Raw genomic sequence first — 19,972 nt, forward strand, 5'->3', positions numbered from 1 at the left:
TTGAGGTGGTCACGATGGAGAAAAACGATAAGAAGCGGGGCTTGACCCTTGTTTACACAGGAGACGGCAAAGGAAAAACAACGGCAGCAGTCGGATTGGCTGTACGAGCGACAGGGCGCGGGAAAAAGGTGCTCATGGTTCAATTCATCAAGTCGCCGGAGCGTACATACGGAGAAAAGATTATTTTTGATAAATTGGGCATTGAAATTGTGCAAATGGGCGTTGGCTTCACATGGACGAAGACACCGGAGGAGCATCGGCAGGCATTGAAAGAAGCTTGGGCGTTTGCGAGCGAAAAGCTCTCTTCCGGAGCGTACGACGTGGTCATTCTGGATGAGCTGAATAATGCATTGGCGATTGACCGCTTCCCGATTGACGATGTGTTGCCATTATCCACAGTGTTGGAAGCGATTCAAAACAGGCCAAGCCATATCCACCTCGTGATTACGGGACGGGCAGCAAAGCAGGAGATTTTGGACATCGCAGATTTGGTGACAGAGATGAAGCCAATCAAGCATTACTACGATGAAGGGATTCCAGCTGTTCTGGGGGTAGAGTTTTGACAAGTGCAGGGGTAATAGAGACGTACGGTCATGGCGGAGATCTGCTGACCGCAGCCCAGCGCTTTGGTCGAGAGCCTGGGCAGTTTCTGGATTACAGTGCCAATATTAATCCGCTGGGGATGCCAGCAAGTGTTCGTGAGATGCTACTGGCTTCGCTGGCTGCTGTCGCGCATTACCCAGACCCTGGCCATCGTGTGTTTCGTCGGGCTCTGGCGAAGCGGCTACAAGTGCCGGAGGAATGGTTGCTGCCTGCCAATGGTGCAGCGGAGGCAATGGCATTGGCCATCCTCGGTCTTTCACCGCAAACAGTTGGTGTGGTATATCCTTGCTTTTCGGAATACGCGCAACTTTCCGAGCAGTATGGAGCCAGTGTCATTGGATGCTTCGGGAAGGAAGCGAACGGGTACAAGCCCGATCCTGCGGAGCTGTACACGCTTTTTACACAATCTGATCTCGTATTTGTCGGGTCGCCAAACAATCCGACAGGAATCCTGTATCAACCAGATGAACTGCGCCAAATGGCGGAATGGGCGAAAGAGACCAATACGTGGCTTATCGTGGATGAGGCTTTCCTCGATTTTGTGGAGGAAGAGCGGCAGTATACATTGGCGATGCAGTTAGAGCGCTATCCTCGTGTGATTTTGATGCGTTCGATGACGAAAATGTACGCGATCCCGGGATTGCGCCTGGGTTATGCGATTGCCCATCCGGATGTCATTGTGAAAATGCGACAGAAGCAAGTGAGCTGGAGCGTGAATGCACTGGCCCTTTTAGCTGGAGAGCTGTGCTTGCAGGAGCAGGCATACGAGGAACAGACGCGCAGGCTCATAAAAGCAGAACGTGCGTATTTGACTGATTGTATCCGTAATGAGTTGGGCTGGCAGGTATGGCCGGGTGAGGCAAACTTTTTGCTGCTGCGTTCGCCAGAAGGATTGTCAGCCGAACAATTGCAGGCACGGCTTGGCAAAAAAGGCGTTCTGATCCGCAACTGTGCGATGTATCCCGGTTTGACGGCGCATGATGTGAGAATCGCAGTGCGTGGACGAGAGGACAATGAACGACTTCTGGCAGCGCTTCGCGAGGTTCATGCGGAAGGAAGTGAACAGCGATGAGCTTGGTACTGGTAACGGGCGGTGTCCGTTCAGGAAAAAGCCGCTACGCGGAAGAGCTGGCGATGACGTTGAGCAGTCGAGTCCTGTACGTGGCGACAGGCAAGGCCTGGGATGATGAAATGAAGCAGAGAATCGAGCTGCATCAGGCACGTCGTCCGCTGGACTGGGGCTGCGTGGAGGTAGGAGAGAGATTAACCGATTACCACGCATTTAGTGAGCAGTATGATGTGGTTTTGATCGATTGTCTGTCCACCTGGGTGAGTAATCGGTTGATGAGCGTCGATGAGTCTGAATGGAGAAGTCCTTCACACACGAAGGCACTGTTGCAGGAGGCAGAGGCATGGCTGTCCCTCGTTCAGAATTCCCCGCAAAAAGTTATTGCTGTCACAAGCGAGGTCGGATTGGGCGGTGTAGCCTTGAGTCGTTTGGGCAGATGGTTCGCGGATGTGCTGGGCGATGTCAATCAGAGAAGTGCGCGACAAGCGGACGCCGTCTACGCGGTTTTGTCGGGGATACCGTGGAGGATCAAAGGATGAATGCATTTTTACACGCGATCTCGTTTTTTACCCGCATTCCGGTTCCGTGGCTTCGTCCTTCAGAGGAGGCGTGGAGAAAAAGCGTCAACTGGTATCCCGCAGTTGGTTTGGTCATCGGTTTCTTGCTATGGGGTGTACATCAGGCAGGCCTGCTGTTGTTTAGTCCTTGGATCGCGGCTATTTTGACGTTGGTCGCATGGGTATACGTGACTGGTGGTCTTCATATGGATGGGTGGATGGACCTCGCGGACGGTCTTGGCAGCAGCAGACCGAGGGAGCAAATACTTGCGATTATGAAGGACAGCCGCGTAGGTGCGATGGGAGTACTTGCTGCGATTATGCTGTTGCTGATCAAGGCGGGTGCAGTCGCAGAGCTCGCACATCCGGGATGGGGCAGTTATTTGATTATGGCACCAGTAGCAGCGCGGACACATGTGCTTTTGTCGATCAAGCTCTGGCCTTATCTTTCGGCAGACAAAGGGATCGGAAAAGGCATCAGTGCTGGGCTTTCCGTTTCCTCTATCATCGTGAGCTACATCATCTTGTTTGCCGCAGGTTGGTATCTGGGGGGATTGCAGGTCATTACAGCCATTTTCCTGTCGCTGTTGTTCGCTCTATTGTTTTCACGCTCGGTTGCAAAAAAACTGGGCGGTTTAAATGGAGACTGCTACGGGGCTGTTATCGAAAGCAGTGAAGCGGTCGTTCTGCTGGTGTTAGTCGGGAGTTGGTGGTTATGAAGCTAGTTTGGATACGTCACGGGGAGACAGACAGCAATCGTGAGCATCGATATTTGGGGCATAGTGACGTTCCTTTGAATGAACACGGGCATTTCCACATGAGTGAGTTGGCAAAGGAATTACCTGTACTCATCGGGCAACCTGCTGCAATCTACGCAAGCGATCTGCTCAGATGCATCCAGACTGCCGAACCGTTCGCAACTGCTTGGGGGTTATCGGTTATTCCGGAGCCAGTACTGCGAGAGCTGTCTTTTGGCGAGTGGGAGCTGATGACCTACGATGAGCTGATGCAAACGGACCCTGTGCGAGCCACAAGGTGGTACGACGATCCTTTTCGAAATCGACCTCCACAAGGGGAGAGTCTGGAAGAGCTGGGGATGCGCGTGGATCATTGGCTACGTTCCTTGTTGGAGAGAGCGGGCAAGGAGGAGGCATCCGATACAGTCGTCATCGTCACACATGGCGGCGTGATCCGTTGGTTCCAGGCTGCGTGGCTCGAAAACAATCCTGACCGATATTGGCAGGTCGATGGCGTGAAGCATGGGGAGGCTCTAGTGGCGGAATGCTTGGATGCGCAAGGGCAGAGCTGGATGCGACAACCCCTGAAGAGTAAGAGAGGGACAACATGACAGAAGTATGGATATTATGCGCGGCCTACTTGATTGATCGGGTGGTAGGAGACCCCCGGAGCCTGCCGCATCCAGTGATCATCATGGGCTGGTGGATTACACGATTGGAACGGGTCATACGTTCTCTCGTTAAAAGTGAGTCGCATTTGAAGCTGGCAGGAGTCCTATTCCCGCTCGTGATCGTTGGTGGCAGCTACGCTGTTGTTTGGCTGCTCCTGTGGGGAGCGATGTTCATCCATCCGGTGCTTGCCTGGATATTGGGTGCCTGGCTGATTTCCACGACGATTGCGACAAAAGGCTTGGCCGATGCCGGGATGGAGATTGCCCGTCATCTCGTGGCTGGGGATATGAAAGCGGCGAGACGCTCCTTGTCCATGGTAGTGGGACGCGATACAGAGCAGCTAGATGAACCGGAAGTATGTCGGGGAGCGGTAGAAACCGTGGCGGAAAACATCGTCGATGCGATCGTCTCTCCGCTGATTTACGCAGCGATTGGGGGAGCACCGTTGGCAATGGCGTACCGTGCCGCCAACACCCTCGACTCCATGGTTGGCTATAAAAACGAGAAGTATAGGAATCTCGGCTGGGCATCTGCCCGCTTTGACGATGTACTGAACTACATCCCAGCCCGGTTGACAGCTTTGTTGCTCGTTGCCGCAAGCTGGCTGCAGCGATTGGATGGGAAGCAGTGCTGGGGAATGATCCGAAGAGATGCGCATTTGCATCCGAGTCCAAACAGCGGTTTGCCGGAAGCCGGAGTCGCTGGCGCACTAGGCGTGCAGCTCGGTGGGCTGAACTATTATCAAGGTGTTGCGTCGAATCGGGCAAAAATGGGAGATGCGAAGCGACCATTGCAGGCAAGTGATATTGTCGCGACGATTCGTTTGATGTATCTCGTTTCGCTCTTATGTCTGCTCGTTAGTGTGATGATATCGATTTTATTATAAACAGGAAGCGAAAAGGGGAGGGGCCTTATGAGCGGCAAGTTGTTTGTGATCGGGTTTGGTCCAGGAAGTTTTGAGCATATCACCAAGCGAGCACGGGAAGCCCTGCAGGAGTCCGATGTCATTATCGGCTATTCCACGTACGTAGATTTGATCCGGGGACTTTTAACGAATCAGCAAATCGTCAGTACAGGGATGACGGAAGAAGTGACACGTGCACGGGAAGCCGTACGTCAGGCAGAAGAGGAAGGTAAAAAGGTAGCGGTCATTTCCAGTGGAGACTCAGGTGTTTACGGGATGGCAGGTCTCGTATACGAGGTGTTGGTGGAAAAAGGCTGGACAGAAGCAACTGGCGTACCCATCGAAATCGTACCGGGTATCTCAGCGATCAATTCCTGTGGGGCAATCCTCGGTGCGCCTATCATGCACGACGCATGCACGATCAGTCTGAGCGATCACTTGACGCCGTGGGAACTGATTGCCAAACGGATTGACGCAGCAGGGATGGCTGACTTTGTTATCGCGTTGTACAACCCGCGCAGCGGACGACGCACACGTCAGATCGTCGAAGCGCAACGCATTCTTTTGCAGTACCGCTCACCAGATACGCCAGTCGGTATCGTGAAAAGTGCATATCGAGAACGCGAAACGGTTGTCGTGACTACTCTGGCGCAAATGCTGGAGCATGATATCGGCATGTTGACCACCGTGATTATCGGAAATACATCGACGTTTGTATACGACGGCAAAATGATTACGCCGCGCGGATATCAGCGCAAATACACGCTGTCTGCCGACGAGCAGCCGCTGAAGCCGCATCAGCGTCTGCGTGTAGAAAATGAGCCTTGGTCGCTCGAGGCCTCCGAGGAGAGCAGCCTTGCGTCAGCTCCGGCAGCACCAGCAACACCGAAGGCAGAAAGACCAGTAGCCGTTACCGAGGACAGAGAAACTGCTACAGAACCAGCAAACCGTGCAGCAACAAGCACGGCAGTACTGGAAGCGCCGCCTGTAACAGAGGTAGAGGCACCGAAAGCTCCTTTCGCATGGGCTATGGAGGCGTTGACTGCTATCAATGTGGCAAAAGGCATTGAAACCAAGCCAGTCGGGGGGCAGGTCCATCGTCCGGTATCTACCTTTACGCCAGAGATGATTTTCGAATGCGCGATAAGTCCAGGGGTTGCCAACAAAAAAATCACGCCGCTGCAAATGATGGCGATTGCCGAAGTGGCCGGCGAAAAAGGCGAGATCGAATACACCCCACACCACCAAATGATTTTACGCGTGCCGACTGCAAACCCCGAGAACATTACTAGCCGCTTGCGAGAGCTTGGATTGATTCTCAGCCCGATAGGAGACGTTTTGCAGGTAAAAGCGTGTGATTTCTGCGATGGAGAGAAAAAAGACAGCATTCCTTATGCCGACGAGCTGCACCAAAAGCTGGGTGGAAAAGAAATGCCGAAGGAACTGAAGATCGGCTTCAACGGCTGCGGGATGGCGTGCTATGGCGCGGTTCAAGAGGATATCGGGATTGTATTCCGCAAAGGAAAGTTCGATTTATTCCTGGGAGCAAAAACGGTGGGACGCAATGCACACTCCGGTATTCCGGTAGCAGAAGGCATCGAAAAAGAAGAAATTGTTCCACTTGTGGAGCGAATCGTGAACCGATTCAAAAAAGACGCGTTTCCAAACGAGCGGTTCCACAAGTTTTTCCAACGTGTAGGTGAGCTGGAGGGCTACGCATGGTACGAGCCAGCAAAAGCTGAAATCGAGAATGCTGCATGCGGAGATTAATGCAAGAACACCAATAAAAACGAGGGGGACATAAAATGGACGCAGTATTATTTGTAGGTCATGGAAGTAAAGACCCGGAAGGCAATGAAGAGATTCGCCAGTTTGTAGCGACGCTTACACCAGACTTGGATGTACCGATTATCGAGACGTGCTTTCTAGAGTTTGCCCGTCCTGACATGCTGCAAGGCTTGAATACATGCGTGGCACGGGGGGCAACCCGCGTGGCGGTCATTCCAATCATCCTGTTCTCTGCCGGTCATGCGAAAATTCATATTCCAGCTGCTATCGACGAGGCCAAGGAGCTGCACCCGCACGTTCAGTTCATCTACGGACGCCCGATTGGCATTCACGACGAAGTCATCAACATCTTGACCGCTCGCATGGAAGAGGCAGGCTTTGCCTCCGAGGAAGAGCATGATGACCTGGCAGTACTCGTTATTGGACGCGGCAGCAGCGATGCAGATGCCAATAGCGATATTTACAAAATGTCCCGATTGTTCTGGGAGCGCTACAAAGCCAAGTGGGTAGAGACTGCCTTTATGGGCGTGACGTATCCCTTGTACGACGAGGGCGTTGAACGTTGCCTGAAGCTGGGTGCGAAGCGTATCGTTCTCTTGCCGTACTTCCTGTTCACGGGTGTGCTGATCAAACGGATGAGCGACCAGCTAGAGAAATTCCGCGAGCAATATCCAGAAGCCCAGTTCGAAATGGCCGAGTATTTTGGGTTCCATCCGTTGTTGAAAGAAGTGCTCAAGGATCGTGTGGAGGAAGCGTTGCACGGTGAAGTGAAGCTGAACTGTGATACCTGTCAGTACAGGCTGGCAGCGATGGAGCACATCGACCATCACCATCACCACCATGATGACGAGCATGGACATCACCACCACCATGGTCACCACCATCATCATCACGACCACGACCACGACCATGATCATCACGACCACGATCACGACCATGACCACAAGCATGATCACAAGCACGACCACGTTACCAAGTAGGAGGAAGACTGCATGATTCTGGTACTGGCTGGAACGAGCGACGCACGCGAGTTGGCTTTGCAAATCAAGGACAAGGGCTACGAGCTGTTGACAACGGTCGTCACTGACAATGCTGCGAAAAGTATGGAGGAGGAGGGCGTGCCTGTCCAGGTCGGACGCCTGACCGCCGAAGATATTCAGCAGTTGATCCAAGAGAGAGCCGTGCAATGCGTGGTCGACGCGAGTCACCCCTTCGCAGAGGAAGCCTCCAAAAATGCCATGGCAGGTGCACAGGGCGCGGGAGTCCCCTACATTCGCTACGAGCGGGAAAGCCTCTCCTCACCTGGCAGCGAGAAGCTGATTGTAGTAGAAGACTATGTCCAGGCGGCTGAGCTGGCGGCAGATAAACGCGGCGTCATCATGCTAACGACAGGAAGCAAGACGCTGAAAACCTTCACGGATCGGCTGTTGGGCCTGCCGGACACGACCCTGGTAGCACGCATGCTGCCGCGTCTTGACAATATGCAGAAATGCGAAGAGCTCGGTGTCGAGCAAAAAAACATCGTCGCGATGCAAGGTCCCTTTTCCAAGGAGCTGAACAAAGCGCTCTACGCTCATTATGGTGTCACGCTGATGATTACCAAGGAGAGCGGCAAAGTAGGTGCTTTTGACGAAAAGGTGGAAGCGGCACTGGAAATGGGCATCGAAACCATCGTAATTGGTCGTCCGAAGATCGATTATGGAACGAAGTTTTCGGATTTCGAAAGCGTATTGACTCAACTTAAACAAGTGACTGGAGGAAATTAACCATGGATTTCAAAACGGAATTTAAACCAATGACCGTACAACCGCAAGAGATTGAGGACTTGAGCTTTCAAATCATTACAGATGAGCTGGGCGAGCATCCTTTTACAGAAGAACAATTTCCGGTAGTACAACGTGTCATCCACGCATCCGCAGACTTTGATCTTGGACGAAGCCTTGTTTTCCACCCGGACGCAGTAAAGGCGGGAATCGAAGCAATCCGCAGCGGCAAAATCGTCGTAGCAGATGTACAGATGGTGCAAGTCGGCATCAGCAAAAACCGCATTGAAAAATTCGGTGGAGAAGTAAAGGTGTACATCTCTGACCGCGATGTGATGGAAGAAGCGAAGCGTCTGAATACGACCCGCGCGATCATTTCCATGCGCAAAGCGATCAAGGAAGCAGATGGCGGTATCTTTTGCATCGGAAACGCACCTACAGCACTCCTGGAGCTGATCCGCATGGTGAAGGAAGGCGAAGCAAAGCCAGGTCTGGTGATCGGGATGCCAGTTGGCTTCGTATCTGCGGCAGAATCCAAGGAAGAGCTGGCCAAGCTCGATATCCCATTCATCACGAACATGGGACGTAAAGGCGGAAGCCCAGTAACCGTAGCAGCATTGAATGCGATTTCGATCATGGCGGAACGGTTGGGTTAAGCAGATGGCAGCCAAAGCAGCAACGGACGAAAAAGAGGCAAAGCCCCTCCGCCACGGATATACGACTGGATCATGTGCAACGGCGACGACTAAGGCTGCTTTGATCGCGCTGATTACTCAGGAAGAGCAAAGCCAAGCGACGATTCGCCTGCCAATTGGCGAGGACGTCTCCTTTCAGATGGAGAGCTGTGAGTTTTCATTGGAGAAGGCGACCGCAAGCACGATCAAAGATGGGGGAGACGACCCGGACGCGACACACGGTGCCCTTATTCTCTCTACCGTGGAATGGTCGGATGAGCCCGGCATTATTTTGGATGGCGGACTCGGTGTGGGACGGGTGACCAAGCCAGGGTTGCCCGTTCCGATTGGCGAGGCTGCGATCAATCCCGTCCCGCGCAAAATGATCAGGGAAACTGCGCAGGCTGTTCTGGATGAGTACGGGACGCAGCGCGGGATCAAAATCGTCATTTCCGTGCCTGCTGGCGAGGAAATCGCCAAAAAAACATTGAATGGACGACTCGGCATACTCGGCGGCATATCCATTTTGGGGACGCGTGGAATCGTGGTGCCGTTTTCCACTTCTGCCTACAAGGCAAGCGTGGCACAAGCGGTCAATGTCGCCAAGGAAGCTGGCTGCGATCATATTGTGTTGTCGACGGGCGGAAAGAGTGAATCCTACGGGGTCGCTACTTATCCAGAGCTGTCGGAAGAAGCGTTCGTGGAAATGGGCGATTTCGTCGGGTTTTCCCTCAAGCAGTGCAAGAACAAGGATATGCGCAAAGTGACCTTGGTCGGGATGATGGGCAAGTTTTCCAAGGTGGCGCAGGGCGTCATGATGGTTCACTCCAAAAGCGCACCCGTCGATTTCGGCTTCCTTGCCCAAATGGCAGCAGATGCGGGAGCTTCTCAGGAGCGTATTGACGAAATTTTGGGAGCCAACACCGCTTCGCAGGTAGGCGATATGATGGTGGACACGCCCGCCTTTTTCGAGATCATGTGCGAAAACTGCTGTCGCGCTGCTCTAAAGGAAGTGGGCGGCGGCATCGAGGTCGAAACCATCATCATCACAATGAAAGGGTCCCTGTTGGGAAGGGTGACGATCAATGACACAGGCGATGAAAGTAATTGGAATCGGGGATGATGGACAGCAGAGCCTGCTGCCGTTGTACCGGACGTGGATAGAGGAAAGTGAGCTGTTGGTTGGAGGAGAGCGACACCTCAGTTTCTTCCCGGAGTATACAGGGGAAAAGCGTGTACTGAAGGGCGGTCTGACTGCCATGGTGGAGGAGCTGCGTACGGAGACGCGCAAGACGGTCATTCTGGCGTCAGGCGATCCGCTCTTTTACGGGATTGGCAGCTTGCTTGCAAAAAAACTGAACGTGGAGATTTATCCGCACCTGAGCTCCATCCAGCTCGCTTTTGCCAAAATGGGGGAAGCATGGCAGGATGCGACACTGGCGAGTGTGCACGGACGCAGTATCAAAGGTCTGGCACAGCGGATCGACGGGAAGGATAAGGTCGCACTGCTGACGGATCGGGAAAACTCGCCAGCAGCGATCGCCCGCTATCTCCTTTCGTTCCAAATGACTGAGTACGATGCGTTCGTGGCGGAGAATCTCGGCAGTGCCGAAGAGCGGACAGGCTGGTATTCCCTCGAGGAAATGGCAGATGGTATCTTCTCTGATCTGAATGTCGTGATTTTGAAAAAACGCCGTCCAAGCCCAGTATGGCCGTTTGGAATCGCAGACGAGGAGTTTTCCCAGCGCAAGCCGGACAAGGGACTCATTACGAAAAAAGAAGTGCGCATTTTAAGCATCGCACAGCTGCAATTGCATGCCAAAAGCATCGTTTGGGACATCGGCACCTGCACAGGCTCTGTCGCCATTGAAGCGGCACGAATTGCACGTAAGGGTGAAGTGTACGGCGTAGAGAAGAACGCGGACGATCTGGAAAACTGCCGCCAGAACATGGCGAAGTTTCGCACGGATTTGACAGTGATTAACGCACGTGCCCCACATGGCTTGGATGAGTTCCCGAATCCGGATGCCGTATTTATCGGCGGCAGTGGCGGAGAATTGCGCGAGCTGTTGAACATCTGCTGCACACGACTGCGCCCGAATGGCCGGATTGTGGTGAACGCAGCGACCATTGAGACATTGTACGAAGCGACACAAGCATTCGCACAGGAAGGCTTCGAGACATCGGTGACACTGGCGCAGCTATCGCGCAGCAAGCCGATTTTGTCCCTGACGCGCTTTGAAGCATTGAATCCGATCTACATCATTACGGCTTGGGCCAAGCAGACAGAAGAACAAGGAGGAGACAGCAAGTGACTAAGATCGGAACATTGTACGGACTGGGCGTAGGTCCCGGCGACCCCGAATTGATTACCGTCAAGGCATTTCGTCTATTACAGCAATCACCAGTGGTTGCCTATCCGAAAAAACGGATGGGCAGCAAAAGCTACGCGCATCAAATCGCAGAGCTGTATGTGCAGTCCCCAGACAAGGAAATGCTTGGACTCGTATTCCCGATGACGCGGGACAAAGAAATTTTGGAGCGCGAGTGGAACAACACAGTGGAGATCGTTTGGGAGCGTCTGTCTGAAGGCAAGGACGTTGCTTTTGTAACGGAAGGCGATCCGATGTTTTACAGCACGTTTATCCACATGATGCGCGTCATGCATGAGGAGCACCCGGAAGTGCCAATCGTGACCGTACCAGGCGTCTCTTCGTTTCTGGGAGCAGCGTCCCGCTTCAATCTGCCACTGGCGGATGGCGACGAGCAGATCGGTATCATTCCGGCAACAGAAGACAAGGAAGCCATGCGCAAAGCGCTTGAGAATCACGATACCGTCGTGTTCCTGAAGGTAGCAAAAGTACTGCCAATGATCATTGGCTTGCTGAAAGAAATGGGGCTGGCTGAAAAGGCAGCAGTAGCGACCAAGGTCACTTCCTCCGAGGAAATGGTTTGGACCGATATGCGTGAACTGGAGCGGGCTGAGCTCAGCTATCTTACACTGATGGTGGTGAAAAAGTAATGAAACTGTACATAGTGGGAGCGGGTCCTGGCGACCCAGATTTGATTACAGTAAAAGGCTTGAAGTTGCTTCAAAAGGCAGATGTCATTATGTATACCGACTCTCTCGTGAACGAGGATTTGGTAGCAATGGGCAATCCCGATGCAGAGGTACTGCAAAGCTCGGGTATGGCATTGGAAGAAATGGTAGAGCTGTTGGTAGACCGGATTAGTAGCGGAAAAACAGTCGTACGCCTGCATACAGGTGATCCCTCCATTTATGGCGCGATCATGGAACAGATCGCCCTATTAAAAGAAAAAGGCGTCGAGGTAGAAATCGTTCCTGGTGTGAGCTCCGTATTTGCGGCAGCGGCAGCAGTAGGAGCCGAGCTGACGATTCCTGATCTGACACAGACGATCATCCTTACCCGCGCAGAAGGTCGCACACCGGTGCCTGAGAGAGAAAAGCTGCGTGCACTCGCTGAGCATCATTGCACGTTGGCTCTGTACCTTAGCGCGACTTTGACGAAAAAAGTAGTCCGCGAGCTGGTCGATGCAGGCTGGAGCGAGGATACGCCTGTCGCAGTCGTACAACGTGCAAGCTGGCCGGATCAATTGATCATTCGCACCACGCTGAAAAATTTGGACGAAGACATGGGCAAAAACGGCATTCGCAAGCACGCGATGATTTTGGCTGGCTGGGCATTGGACCCGAACATCCACGACAAGAGCGAGCAATACCGTTCCAAGCTGTATGATAAAACCTTTACACACGGGTTCAGAAAAGGTGTGAAGGAATAATGAAGATCATCGAACTGATCGAGGGAGAAATCCCTGTTATCGAGCAGCGCGGAGATTATGCTATTGTCGCGATCACGAAGCACGGGGTAGAGATGGCGCGTGATTTGGCGCAAAAATTCCCTGGAACAGACCTGTACTACATGAGCAAATTCGAGCGCGGAGATGAGGATGCGCGCGGCATCCAGTTGTTTTCGAACAGTGTACGGATGCTGTTTCCCGCTCTCTGGCCTGCTTATAAAGGTTTAATCATCATTATTTCTCTGGGTGCGGTTATTCGGATGATTGCACCTTTGCTCGAAGATAAAAAGAAAGACCCGGGTGTCGTCGTCGTCGATGACCGTGGGGAGAATGTCATCAGTGTACTGTCTGGCCATTTGGGCGGTGCCAATGAGCTGGCTCGCGAGGTAGCGGCAGTCATGGATGCTCGTCCGATTATCACGACAGCGTCTGATGTACAAAAGACGATTCCGGTCGATCTATTCGGTAGACGTTTTGGCTGGGAGTGGGATTCCGCTGAAAAGCTGACCCCTGTCAGTGCTTCTGTCGTAAACGAGGAGCGCGTAGCTGTCATCAATGAATCCGGCGAACGTGACTGGTGGATGCATGACACACCAATGCCACCGTCCATCAAGGAATACGCGACAATCGCTGAGGCAAAAGCCGATCAGCCGCAAGCTGCTCTAGTCGTCTCTCATCGCTTGCTCACACCGGAGGAACAATCGATTTTGGACAACGGCGTCCTTTATCGTCCGAAGGTAATCGTGCTCGGAATGGGCTGCAATCGTGGAACCTCCGCAGAGGAGATCGAGGCAGTCATCAAGGAAACGCTGGATGAACTGCAATTTTCAATCAAAAGCGTAAAAGCACTGGCGACCATCGAGTTGAAAAAAGATGAAGCGGGTCTGATCGCCGTTTGCGAAAAATACGGCTGGCCGTTCGTCTGGTACTCGCCAGAAGAGTTGAATCAGGTAGAGATCAGCGATCCGTCTGATACTGTCTTCAAGTTCACCGGAGCGTACGGAGTGAGTGAGCCTGCCGCGAAGCTGTATGCTGGCGCGGGCGAACTCGTTTTGACCAAGAAGAAGTCGGGCAACACCACCATTTCGGTCGGTTTGATGCCCTATCATGAGGAGGAGCGCGCATGACGGACAGCCGCCGTATTGTGATTGCCGGAACAGGCAGTGGAGCGGGTAAGACAACCGTTACCATCGGACTGATGGCTGCTCTGAAAAGAAAAGGGCATACCGTACAGGGCTTCAAGTGTGGACCTGACTACATCGATCCCACGTATCATACGGCTGTGACGGGCAGAGCTTCGCGCAATCTGGACAGCTTTATGCTGGAGCACGAGATCGTGAAGGAGATTTTTGTCCGCGGTAGCGAGGGTGCAGACATCTCGATTATCGAGGGTGTCATGGGTATGTACGATGGCAAGGAAGCAACCAGCGATAAAGGCAGCACGGCCGAAATCAGCATCCTGACTGGCTCTCCGGTTCTGTTGGTGGTCAATTGTCAGAGCATGGCACGCAGTGCGGCTGCAATTGTCAAAGGCTTTCAACTGCTCAATCCACAGGCGAGAATCGTCGGTGTCATCGCCAACAAGGTCGGCAGTGAAGGGCATCACAAAATCGTGAAGGCAGCGATTGAGCAGGAGTGCGGGATTCCGGTCGTGGGCTACCTGAAACGGGAGAACGAGCTGGAAATACCGGAACGTCATCTCGGATTGGTGCCATCCGTCGAACGAGGAGAGCTGACACCACTGTTTGAAAAGCTGGCTGATCTGATTGCAGAGACCGTGGATTTGGAGCAAATCTGGGAGCTGGCAAAGGCAGAGCCGCTGCAAGCGGAGCCTACGCTGTTTGCTCCACGAAAAGCATCTGCCAATGTCACCATTGCTGTAGCGAAGGACCCTGCTTTTCATTTTTACTATCCGGAAAATTTGGAGCTGCTCGAAGCATATGGCGCGAAGCTCGCATTCTTTTCTCCACTGGCCGGTGAGGGAGTGCCTGAGGACGCAGATGGCTTGTACATCGGGGGAGGCTTCCCCGAGGAATTTGCAGCAGAGCTATCGCAAAATGAAACGGTGAAACAATCGATTCGAGCTGCGATCACAAAAGGCTTGCCTACTTTGGCCGAGTGCGGTGGCTATATGTTTTTGACAGAGGCAATCGTGACGACAGAGGGCGACAGCTATCCGATGGTAGGGCTCATCCCAGGCAAGGTGACCATGCAGAAAAAGCTCGCAGCGCTTGGCTATCGGGAAGTGCGCGGCAAGGAAGGTAATTTCTTGCTCGGCACCGAGGAACAGGCAAAAGGGCATGAATTCCACTATTCTACGTATGCTTCGGATCAACAATTGCCAGCAGCATATGAGACAAAAGGGCTTCGCGGTACGAAACCGGAGGGCTATGCCCAAGATCATCTGGTCGCAGGCTATACTCACTTGCATTTTGGCTCCAATCCCGACCTGGTTGAGCGTTGGCTGAACCGTTGCGCGGAGGTGGCCGCTCGTGCCTAAAGCCCTCCCGTTGATGGTGCAAGGTACCAGCTCGGATGCAGGAAAAAGTGCGATTGCAACAGCGCTGTGCCGGATTTTTGCCCAAGATGGCTACAAGACAGCTCCGTTCAAATCGCAAAATATGGCGTTAAACTCCTACGTGACGCTGGATGGAAAAGAAATCGGCCGGGCACAGGGCGTTCAGGCGGAAGCAGCAGGAATTCTGGCGACGACCGACATGAACCCCATTTTGATCAAGCCGACACGAGATTCCGAATCGCAAATTGTCGTAAACGGCGAGCCATACGGCAACATGAAAGCTTTTGCTTATCGGACGGAGTTTTATGACAAGGGCTTACGGATCATTGAGGAAGCGTATCAACGACTCGCCAGCGCCTATGAGCGGATCGTCATTGAAGGGGCTGGCAGTCCGGCAGAGGTTAATCTGAATGACCGTGAGCTCGTCAATATGCGAGTCGCTCGTCTCACGAACGCTCCCGTCGTTTTGGTGGCAGACATCGAGCGCGGGGGAGTTTTTGCCAGCTTGGTCGGTACCCTCCAACTGCTCGAGCCCGAAGATCGGGACCGCGTGATCGGCGTCATCATCAATCGTTTTCGCGGTGATTTGACACTTTTGCAGCCGGGACTCGACTGGTTCGAGGAGTATACGGGAAAGCCGGTACTTGGTGTCGTGCCATTTATTCCAGATTTGTGGATCGATGCGGAGGATTCGCTGATTTTGCACCGTTATCAAGGGCAGCGTGAGACACCGCGAGAGATTGACATTGCGGTTTTGCGCTACCCGCGAATTTCCAACTTTACAGACGTGGACCCGTTTTTTGTAGAGCCGGATTGCCGGATGCGCTTTGTGACACGTTTGGAAGAGCTGGGTGAACCTGACCTGATTGTCTTGCCGGGCAGTAAGAATACACTCGAGGATTTGAGTTTCTTACGAGAGACAGGTCTTGCCGCGGCGGTCAAAGACCTTCATCATAAAGGGAAGACATATATCGTCGGCTTGTGCGGCGGCTATCAAATGCTGGGAGAATCCATTCACGATCCGGCTGGGGTCGAGTCTCCGTTGCAGCAGCTTGATGGGCTGGGTCTCATCCCGATGATCACGACGATGGAGCAGAAGAAAACGACCGTTTTGTCCCGCGGAGAAGCGGTATTTGCGAAGGAAAAGCTGACGGTAGAAGGCTACGAGATTCACATGGGACAATCTGCTCATTCAAGCAATGATTTTCCTTTTATCCAGATGGAGGGGCGCACGGAGGGCTATTGTCAGGAGGAGCGGCAGTTGATCGGTACGTATTTTCATGGCTTGTTCCACAATGACCACTTCCGCACGCTGTTGCTGAATACCATCCGTGAGAAAAAAGGTCTTTCACCCATCACGGATCGCCCATCCTTTGTCGCTCTACGAGAGCAGGGGTACGATCTGTTGGCGGATACCGTTCGTCGCCATGTGAAGTTGGATACGATCGAAGAGTACATGAAGGCTTTTCAAGAAAAAGAGGTGCAAATTAATGTCAGTCATTTATCCGGCGATTGAGCCACGAAATCAGGAAGCAAGTGAGCAAACGAGGCAGCATGTGGATCAGTTGACCAAGCCGCTTGGCAGCCTTGGTCGCTTGGAGCAATTGGCTATTGAGCTGGCTGGGATGACAGGTGAGACAATGCCTGTTGTGACACCGCCGGGCGTGCTTGTTTTTGCGGCCGATCACGGTGTGGCACGAGAAGGTGTCTCTGCCTATCCACAGGAAGTGACAGCGCAAATGGTGCTGAATATGGTTCATGGTGGAGCTGGAGTCAATGTCTTCGCCAGACAAATCGGAGCCATTCAAAAAATCGTAGATGTTGGTGTAGCGGTCGAGGTCGACGCACCGGGTGTTTATAACAAGCGAATCAGAGCAGGCTCGGGCAATATGCTGAAAGAAGCTGCGATGACCGTAGACGAAGCGCAGCGCTCCATCGCAGTTGGTTTTGAAATGGCAGAAGCGATTATTGAAGAAGGCGCCAAAGTCCTGATCGTCGGTGAAGTAGGGATTGGCAACACGACAGCCAGCAGTGCGATCCTGTCAGCCTTAACCGGAGCTGATCCTGAACAAATCGTCGGACGAGGAACAGGGCTGGATGATGCAGGCTGGCAGCGCAAAAAGGCAGTTGTTCGTGACGTGCTTGCGCTGCATCGCCCGGATGCAAACAATCCGTTGGACGTTTTGGCAAAAGTCGGCGGACTGGAAATCGGAGCAATGGCAGGGGCGATTATCGGAGCAGCCACTCGTCGTGTCCCTGTGCTGCTGGACGGCTTTATCGCTACGGTAGCGGCTCTGCTTGCTGTTCGAATGGAGCCACTCGTTGCTGATTACTTGATCGCGGGTCACCGTTCTGAGGAGCCGGGGCATGATTTTGTCCTACAAGCATTAGGCAAGGAGCCATTGCTCAGCCTGAAATTGCGACTGGGTGAAGGAAGCGGAGCAACATTGGCGTTTCCAATCGTGGAAGCAGCGACACGGATGGTTCGTGAGATGGCGACATTTGCATCAGCAGGAGTGAGTGACCGATGAGCGGCGCGGGCAAAGTCTATCTCGTAGGAGCTGGCCCTGGCGATCCAAAGCTGATTACCGTAAAAGGAATGGAATGCCTGCAAAAGGCAGAGGTGGTTGTGTATGATCGTCTGGCAAATCCAGCCCTGCTGGAGTACGCGCCACAGACGGCAGAACGTATCTACTGCGGCAAGCTGCCGGATCATCACACGATGAGACAGGAATCGATTAACGAGCTGTTAGCGGAAAAAGCGCTGGAAGGAAAAGTCGTCGTTCGGCTAAAAGGCGGCGATCCTTGCGTGTTTGGTCGTGCGGGAGAAGAAGCGCAGCATTTGGCCGAGCGAGGAATTGCCTTTGAAATCGTCCCGGGAGTAACAGCTGCAATTGCAGCCTCAGCGTACGCGGGTATTCCGGTGACACACCGCGATCACGGCTCGTCATTCGCTGTCGTGACGGGACATTTGCGCGAAGACAAGCCAGAGCTGGCGGTAGAAAAATGGCGTGCTCTCGCGAATGGCATCGACACGCTTGCCTTTTACATGGGAGTAGCCAACCTGCCGTTGATCCGGACCCAATTAATCAAGCACGGACGCGATCCGCATACACCTGTAGCCGTTATCTCTTGGGGAACACTCCCGCAGCAAGCGGTACTAACGGGTACCTTGGCTGATATTGAGGAGCGTATGGCGGAAAACAGTCACATCACCAATCCAGCTATCATTCTGGTTGGCGATGTCGTGAAGATGCGTGAGAAAATCAACTGGTTTGAAGCTACGCTTGCAATGGAGCAAGTGCAACAACAATAGGAAGCCGAGGGAGGGAACGCTGGTGACGCACTATGCCATGATGGTCAATCTACAAAGCAAGCGTTGCTTGGTGGTCGGTGGCGGGCAAGTAGCCGAGCGGAAAATCGGCAGTTTGCTTGCTGCTGGTGCGGATGTCACCGTTGTGAGTCCCTCCTGTACGGCAACCATCCTTGAATGGGCACACGCCAAGAAGCTAATGGTAGCACTGCGCCCCTTTATCCCACAGGACGTAGAGGAGGCAGTGCTCATCATCGCGGCGACGAGTGATCCCGCCGTCAATCTGACTGTATACGAAGCGTGCCGTCCGCATCAGTGGATCAATATCGTTGATCGCCCAGACCTCTGTTCTTTTACCGTTCCATCCGTCGTTGCGCGTGGTGACTTGCAGATTGCGATCTCTACGGGTGGGAACAACCCGGGTCTGGCAAAGAAAATGCGCCGCCAGCTCGAAGAGTGGGTGGGACCGGAATACGAGGACTACACGCTTTTTCTCGGCAGCATGAGAAGACAAGTGCTCTCGCTGGCGGTGAGCGAAGCGGACAAACGGGCAATCTTGGCAGAGCTTTTGGACGACCGATTCTTACAATGGACCAAAAATGGCGAAACCGACCGAAGAGATCGGGAGGTCAAAGCGCTGCTTAACAAAAGAGTAGATCAACACTGAAAATAGGATGGCTCTCACTAAGCTACTTGGTGGGAGTTTTTTTCTAGTTTTTTAGCCAGATCATTTCCAAATGCCTCGCGACCTCTTGAAAGCCGAGCTTGCTGTACATTTCTTGCGGCGTATCATCTGCATAGGTCGTTAAGTACATATGGGTGGCGCCGAGTTTTTTGGCGTCCTGCATCATGACCCGAATGATTTCCGAGCCAAATCCTCTACGCTGCCACGCATCCAGTATAAAGAATTCCTCCATACGAACGAGCTCCTTGTAATGATGCCATTCACATGCACCGACTGGCTCCTGATCGACAAAGCACACATACGGAATGATCTCACCTCGTTCATAAATTTCTCTTTTCCGGTTCGCTTTACGGACAGCAAAATCAGGATTGATCATGACGGAATCACTAGCGGTAAGGCAGCGAATGGCTGCTTCCAGGACGTCAGTTGAATCTCCTCGTAAAACGGAGCACTTTGGATTCGGCTCCAGTTGATCGGCAACATCCAGCGGAGCAAGCATGTACAGCATCGTGTTTACTTCAAACCCAAGCTGGGTAGCAAAAGACACTAACTCTTCTGAAAAAGGTAGCGACGGGTGCAGTTCCAGCTTCAAGTGGCCGAGCTGTTGCTCTTTGGCATGTCGAAGCTCTTGCTCGATATAAGCTTGCACCCAGTCTTGAGTGGGAACCGACATCACTTCTGTAAAATTATGACTATACATGTCCGGGACGGATTCATCGCGATATACGCGTACTTGTGGATGCTCCGTTCGCGTAGAGAAAGCAAGGGCATAGCGCTCCTGCAAAGTAAAAATATTCGTGAGCATTCCTTTATTCCCCATTTCCTGATATGGTGATAGTTGTTTGGATACTTGTCTTCCTAGAGTAAGCC

21 protein-coding genes are annotated in these 19,972 nt (G+C 52.9%); 20 read left to right on the forward strand and 1 reads right to left on the reverse strand.

The features are described 5' to 3' along the window. Positions 1-14: 14 nt before the first annotated feature. The 20 genes from cobO to ASG16_RS14240 are packed head-to-tail and all read left to right on the forward strand — an operon-like array spanning position 15 to position 19,084. Complete coding sequence (gene cobO / locus ASG16_RS14145; RefSeq protein WP_056497026.1) at positions 15-563, forward strand: cob(I)yrinic acid a,c-diamide adenosyltransferase; 549 nt, start codon at positions 15-17, stop codon at positions 561-563. Continuing rightward, complete coding sequence (cobD, locus tag ASG16_RS14150) at positions 560-1,675, forward strand: threonine-phosphate decarboxylase CobD (RefSeq protein WP_056497022.1); 1,116 nt, start codon at positions 560-562, stop codon at positions 1,673-1,675. Before cobO ends, cobD begins: the two co-directional genes overlap by 4 nt. Continuing rightward, complete coding sequence (gene cobU / locus ASG16_RS14155) at positions 1,672-2,211, forward strand: bifunctional adenosylcobinamide kinase/adenosylcobinamide-phosphate guanylyltransferase (RefSeq protein WP_048031590.1); 540 nt, start codon at positions 1,672-1,674, stop codon at positions 2,209-2,211. Before cobD ends, cobU begins: the two co-directional genes overlap by 4 nt. Further along, positions 2,208-2,948 carry an adenosylcobinamide-GDP ribazoletransferase gene (cobS, locus tag ASG16_RS14160; RefSeq protein WP_056497019.1) on the forward strand — a complete coding sequence of 247 codons (741 nt, stop codon included), beginning with the start codon at positions 2,208-2,210 and terminating at the stop codon, positions 2,946-2,948. The genes cobU and cobS overlap by 4 nt, the downstream gene beginning before the upstream one ends. Continuing rightward, positions 2,945-3,577, forward strand: a complete 633-nt coding sequence (locus ASG16_RS14165) for a histidine phosphatase family protein (protein WP_056497016.1) — start codon at positions 2,945-2,947, stop codon at positions 3,575-3,577. Before cobS ends, ASG16_RS14165 begins: the two co-directional genes overlap by 4 nt. Further along, positions 3,574-4,524 (forward strand): adenosylcobinamide-phosphate synthase CbiB, encoded by a 951-nt coding sequence (cbiB, locus tag ASG16_RS14170; protein WP_056497013.1) that lies wholly within the window; start codon positions 3,574-3,576, stop codon positions 4,522-4,524. The genes ASG16_RS14165 and cbiB overlap by 4 nt, the downstream gene beginning before the upstream one ends. Before the next feature lie 27 nt (positions 4,525-4,551). Further along, positions 4,552-6,312: a precorrin-3B C(17)-methyltransferase gene (cobJ, locus tag ASG16_RS14175; RefSeq protein ID WP_056497010.1), complete on the forward strand. Its 1,761-nt coding sequence runs from the start codon at positions 4,552-4,554 to the stop codon at positions 6,310-6,312. Positions 6,313-6,347: 35 nt separating this feature from the next. Beyond that, complete coding sequence (locus tag ASG16_RS14180) at positions 6,348-7,310, forward strand: sirohydrochlorin chelatase (protein WP_056497007.1); 963 nt, start codon at positions 6,348-6,350, stop codon at positions 7,308-7,310. 12 nt (positions 7,311-7,322) lie between these two features. Further along, on the forward strand, positions 7,323-8,096 hold the full coding sequence (cobK, locus tag ASG16_RS14185) for a precorrin-6A reductase (protein ID WP_056497004.1): 774 nt from the start codon (positions 7,323-7,325) through the stop codon (positions 8,094-8,096). Positions 8,097-8,098: 2 nt separating this feature from the next. Then, positions 8,099-8,749 (forward strand): precorrin-8X methylmutase, encoded by a 651-nt coding sequence (locus ASG16_RS14190; protein ID WP_056497001.1) that lies wholly within the window; start codon positions 8,099-8,101, stop codon positions 8,747-8,749. Positions 8,750-8,753: 4 nt separating this feature from the next. After that, complete coding sequence (locus ASG16_RS14195; RefSeq protein WP_056496998.1) at positions 8,754-9,890, forward strand: cobalt-precorrin-5B (C(1))-methyltransferase; 1,137 nt, start codon at positions 8,754-8,756, stop codon at positions 9,888-9,890. After that, positions 9,853-11,082 (forward strand): bifunctional cobalt-precorrin-7 (C(5))-methyltransferase/cobalt-precorrin-6B (C(15))-methyltransferase, encoded by a 1,230-nt coding sequence (locus ASG16_RS14200; protein ID WP_056496995.1) that lies wholly within the window; start codon positions 9,853-9,855, stop codon positions 11,080-11,082. The genes ASG16_RS14195 and ASG16_RS14200 overlap by 38 nt, the downstream gene beginning before the upstream one ends. Further along, positions 11,079-11,789 (forward strand): precorrin-2 C(20)-methyltransferase, encoded by a 711-nt coding sequence (cobI, locus tag ASG16_RS14205; protein ID WP_047070510.1) that lies wholly within the window; start codon positions 11,079-11,081, stop codon positions 11,787-11,789. The genes ASG16_RS14200 and cobI overlap by 4 nt, the downstream gene beginning before the upstream one ends. Continuing rightward, positions 11,789-12,568, forward strand: a complete 780-nt coding sequence (cobM, locus tag ASG16_RS14210) for a precorrin-4 C(11)-methyltransferase (RefSeq protein ID WP_056496993.1) — start codon at positions 11,789-11,791, stop codon at positions 12,566-12,568. Before cobI ends, cobM begins: the two co-directional genes overlap by 1 nt. Beyond that, positions 12,568-13,713 carry a cobalt-precorrin 5A hydrolase gene (locus ASG16_RS14215; protein ID WP_056496990.1) on the forward strand — a complete coding sequence of 382 codons (1,146 nt, stop codon included), beginning with the start codon at positions 12,568-12,570 and terminating at the stop codon, positions 13,711-13,713. The genes cobM and ASG16_RS14215 overlap by 1 nt, the downstream gene beginning before the upstream one ends. Continuing rightward, positions 13,710-15,086: a cobyrinic acid a,c-diamide synthase CobB gene (locus ASG16_RS14220; RefSeq protein ID WP_056496986.1), complete on the forward strand. Its 1,377-nt coding sequence runs from the start codon at positions 13,710-13,712 to the stop codon at positions 15,084-15,086. Before ASG16_RS14215 ends, ASG16_RS14220 begins: the two co-directional genes overlap by 4 nt. Further along, positions 15,079-16,620 (forward strand): cobyric acid synthase, encoded by a 1,542-nt coding sequence (locus tag ASG16_RS14225; protein ID WP_056496983.1) that lies wholly within the window; start codon positions 15,079-15,081, stop codon positions 16,618-16,620. The genes ASG16_RS14220 and ASG16_RS14225 overlap by 8 nt, the downstream gene beginning before the upstream one ends. Next, positions 16,595-17,635 carry a nicotinate-nucleotide--dimethylbenzimidazole phosphoribosyltransferase gene (cobT, locus tag ASG16_RS14230; protein ID WP_056496980.1) on the forward strand — a complete coding sequence of 347 codons (1,041 nt, stop codon included), beginning with the start codon at positions 16,595-16,597 and terminating at the stop codon, positions 17,633-17,635. The genes ASG16_RS14225 and cobT overlap by 26 nt, the downstream gene beginning before the upstream one ends. Continuing rightward, complete coding sequence (gene cobA, locus ASG16_RS14235) at positions 17,632-18,420, forward strand: uroporphyrinogen-III C-methyltransferase (RefSeq protein WP_056496977.1); 789 nt, start codon at positions 17,632-17,634, stop codon at positions 18,418-18,420. Before cobT ends, cobA begins: the two co-directional genes overlap by 4 nt. Positions 18,421-18,442: 22 nt before the next feature. Continuing rightward, positions 18,443-19,084, forward strand: coding sequence for a precorrin-2 dehydrogenase/sirohydrochlorin ferrochelatase family protein (locus ASG16_RS14240; protein WP_111914429.1), 642 nt, complete (start codon positions 18,443-18,445; stop codon positions 19,082-19,084). A gap of 43 nt (positions 19,085-19,127) precedes the next feature. Here the strand turns inward: ASG16_RS14240 and ASG16_RS14245 are convergent, their stop codons facing one another. Continuing rightward, positions 19,128-19,907: a GNAT family N-acetyltransferase gene (locus tag ASG16_RS14245; RefSeq protein WP_056496974.1), complete on the reverse strand. Its 780-nt coding sequence runs from the start codon at positions 19,905-19,907 to the stop codon at positions 19,128-19,130. Positions 19,908-19,972: the final 65 nt, after the last annotated feature.

Origin of the sequence: Brevibacillus sp. Leaf182, from assembly GCF_001423865.2 — a bacterium.
In the GTDB taxonomy this organism is placed as follows: domain Bacteria; phylum Bacillota; class Bacilli; order Brevibacillales; family Brevibacillaceae; genus Brevibacillus; species Brevibacillus brevis_C.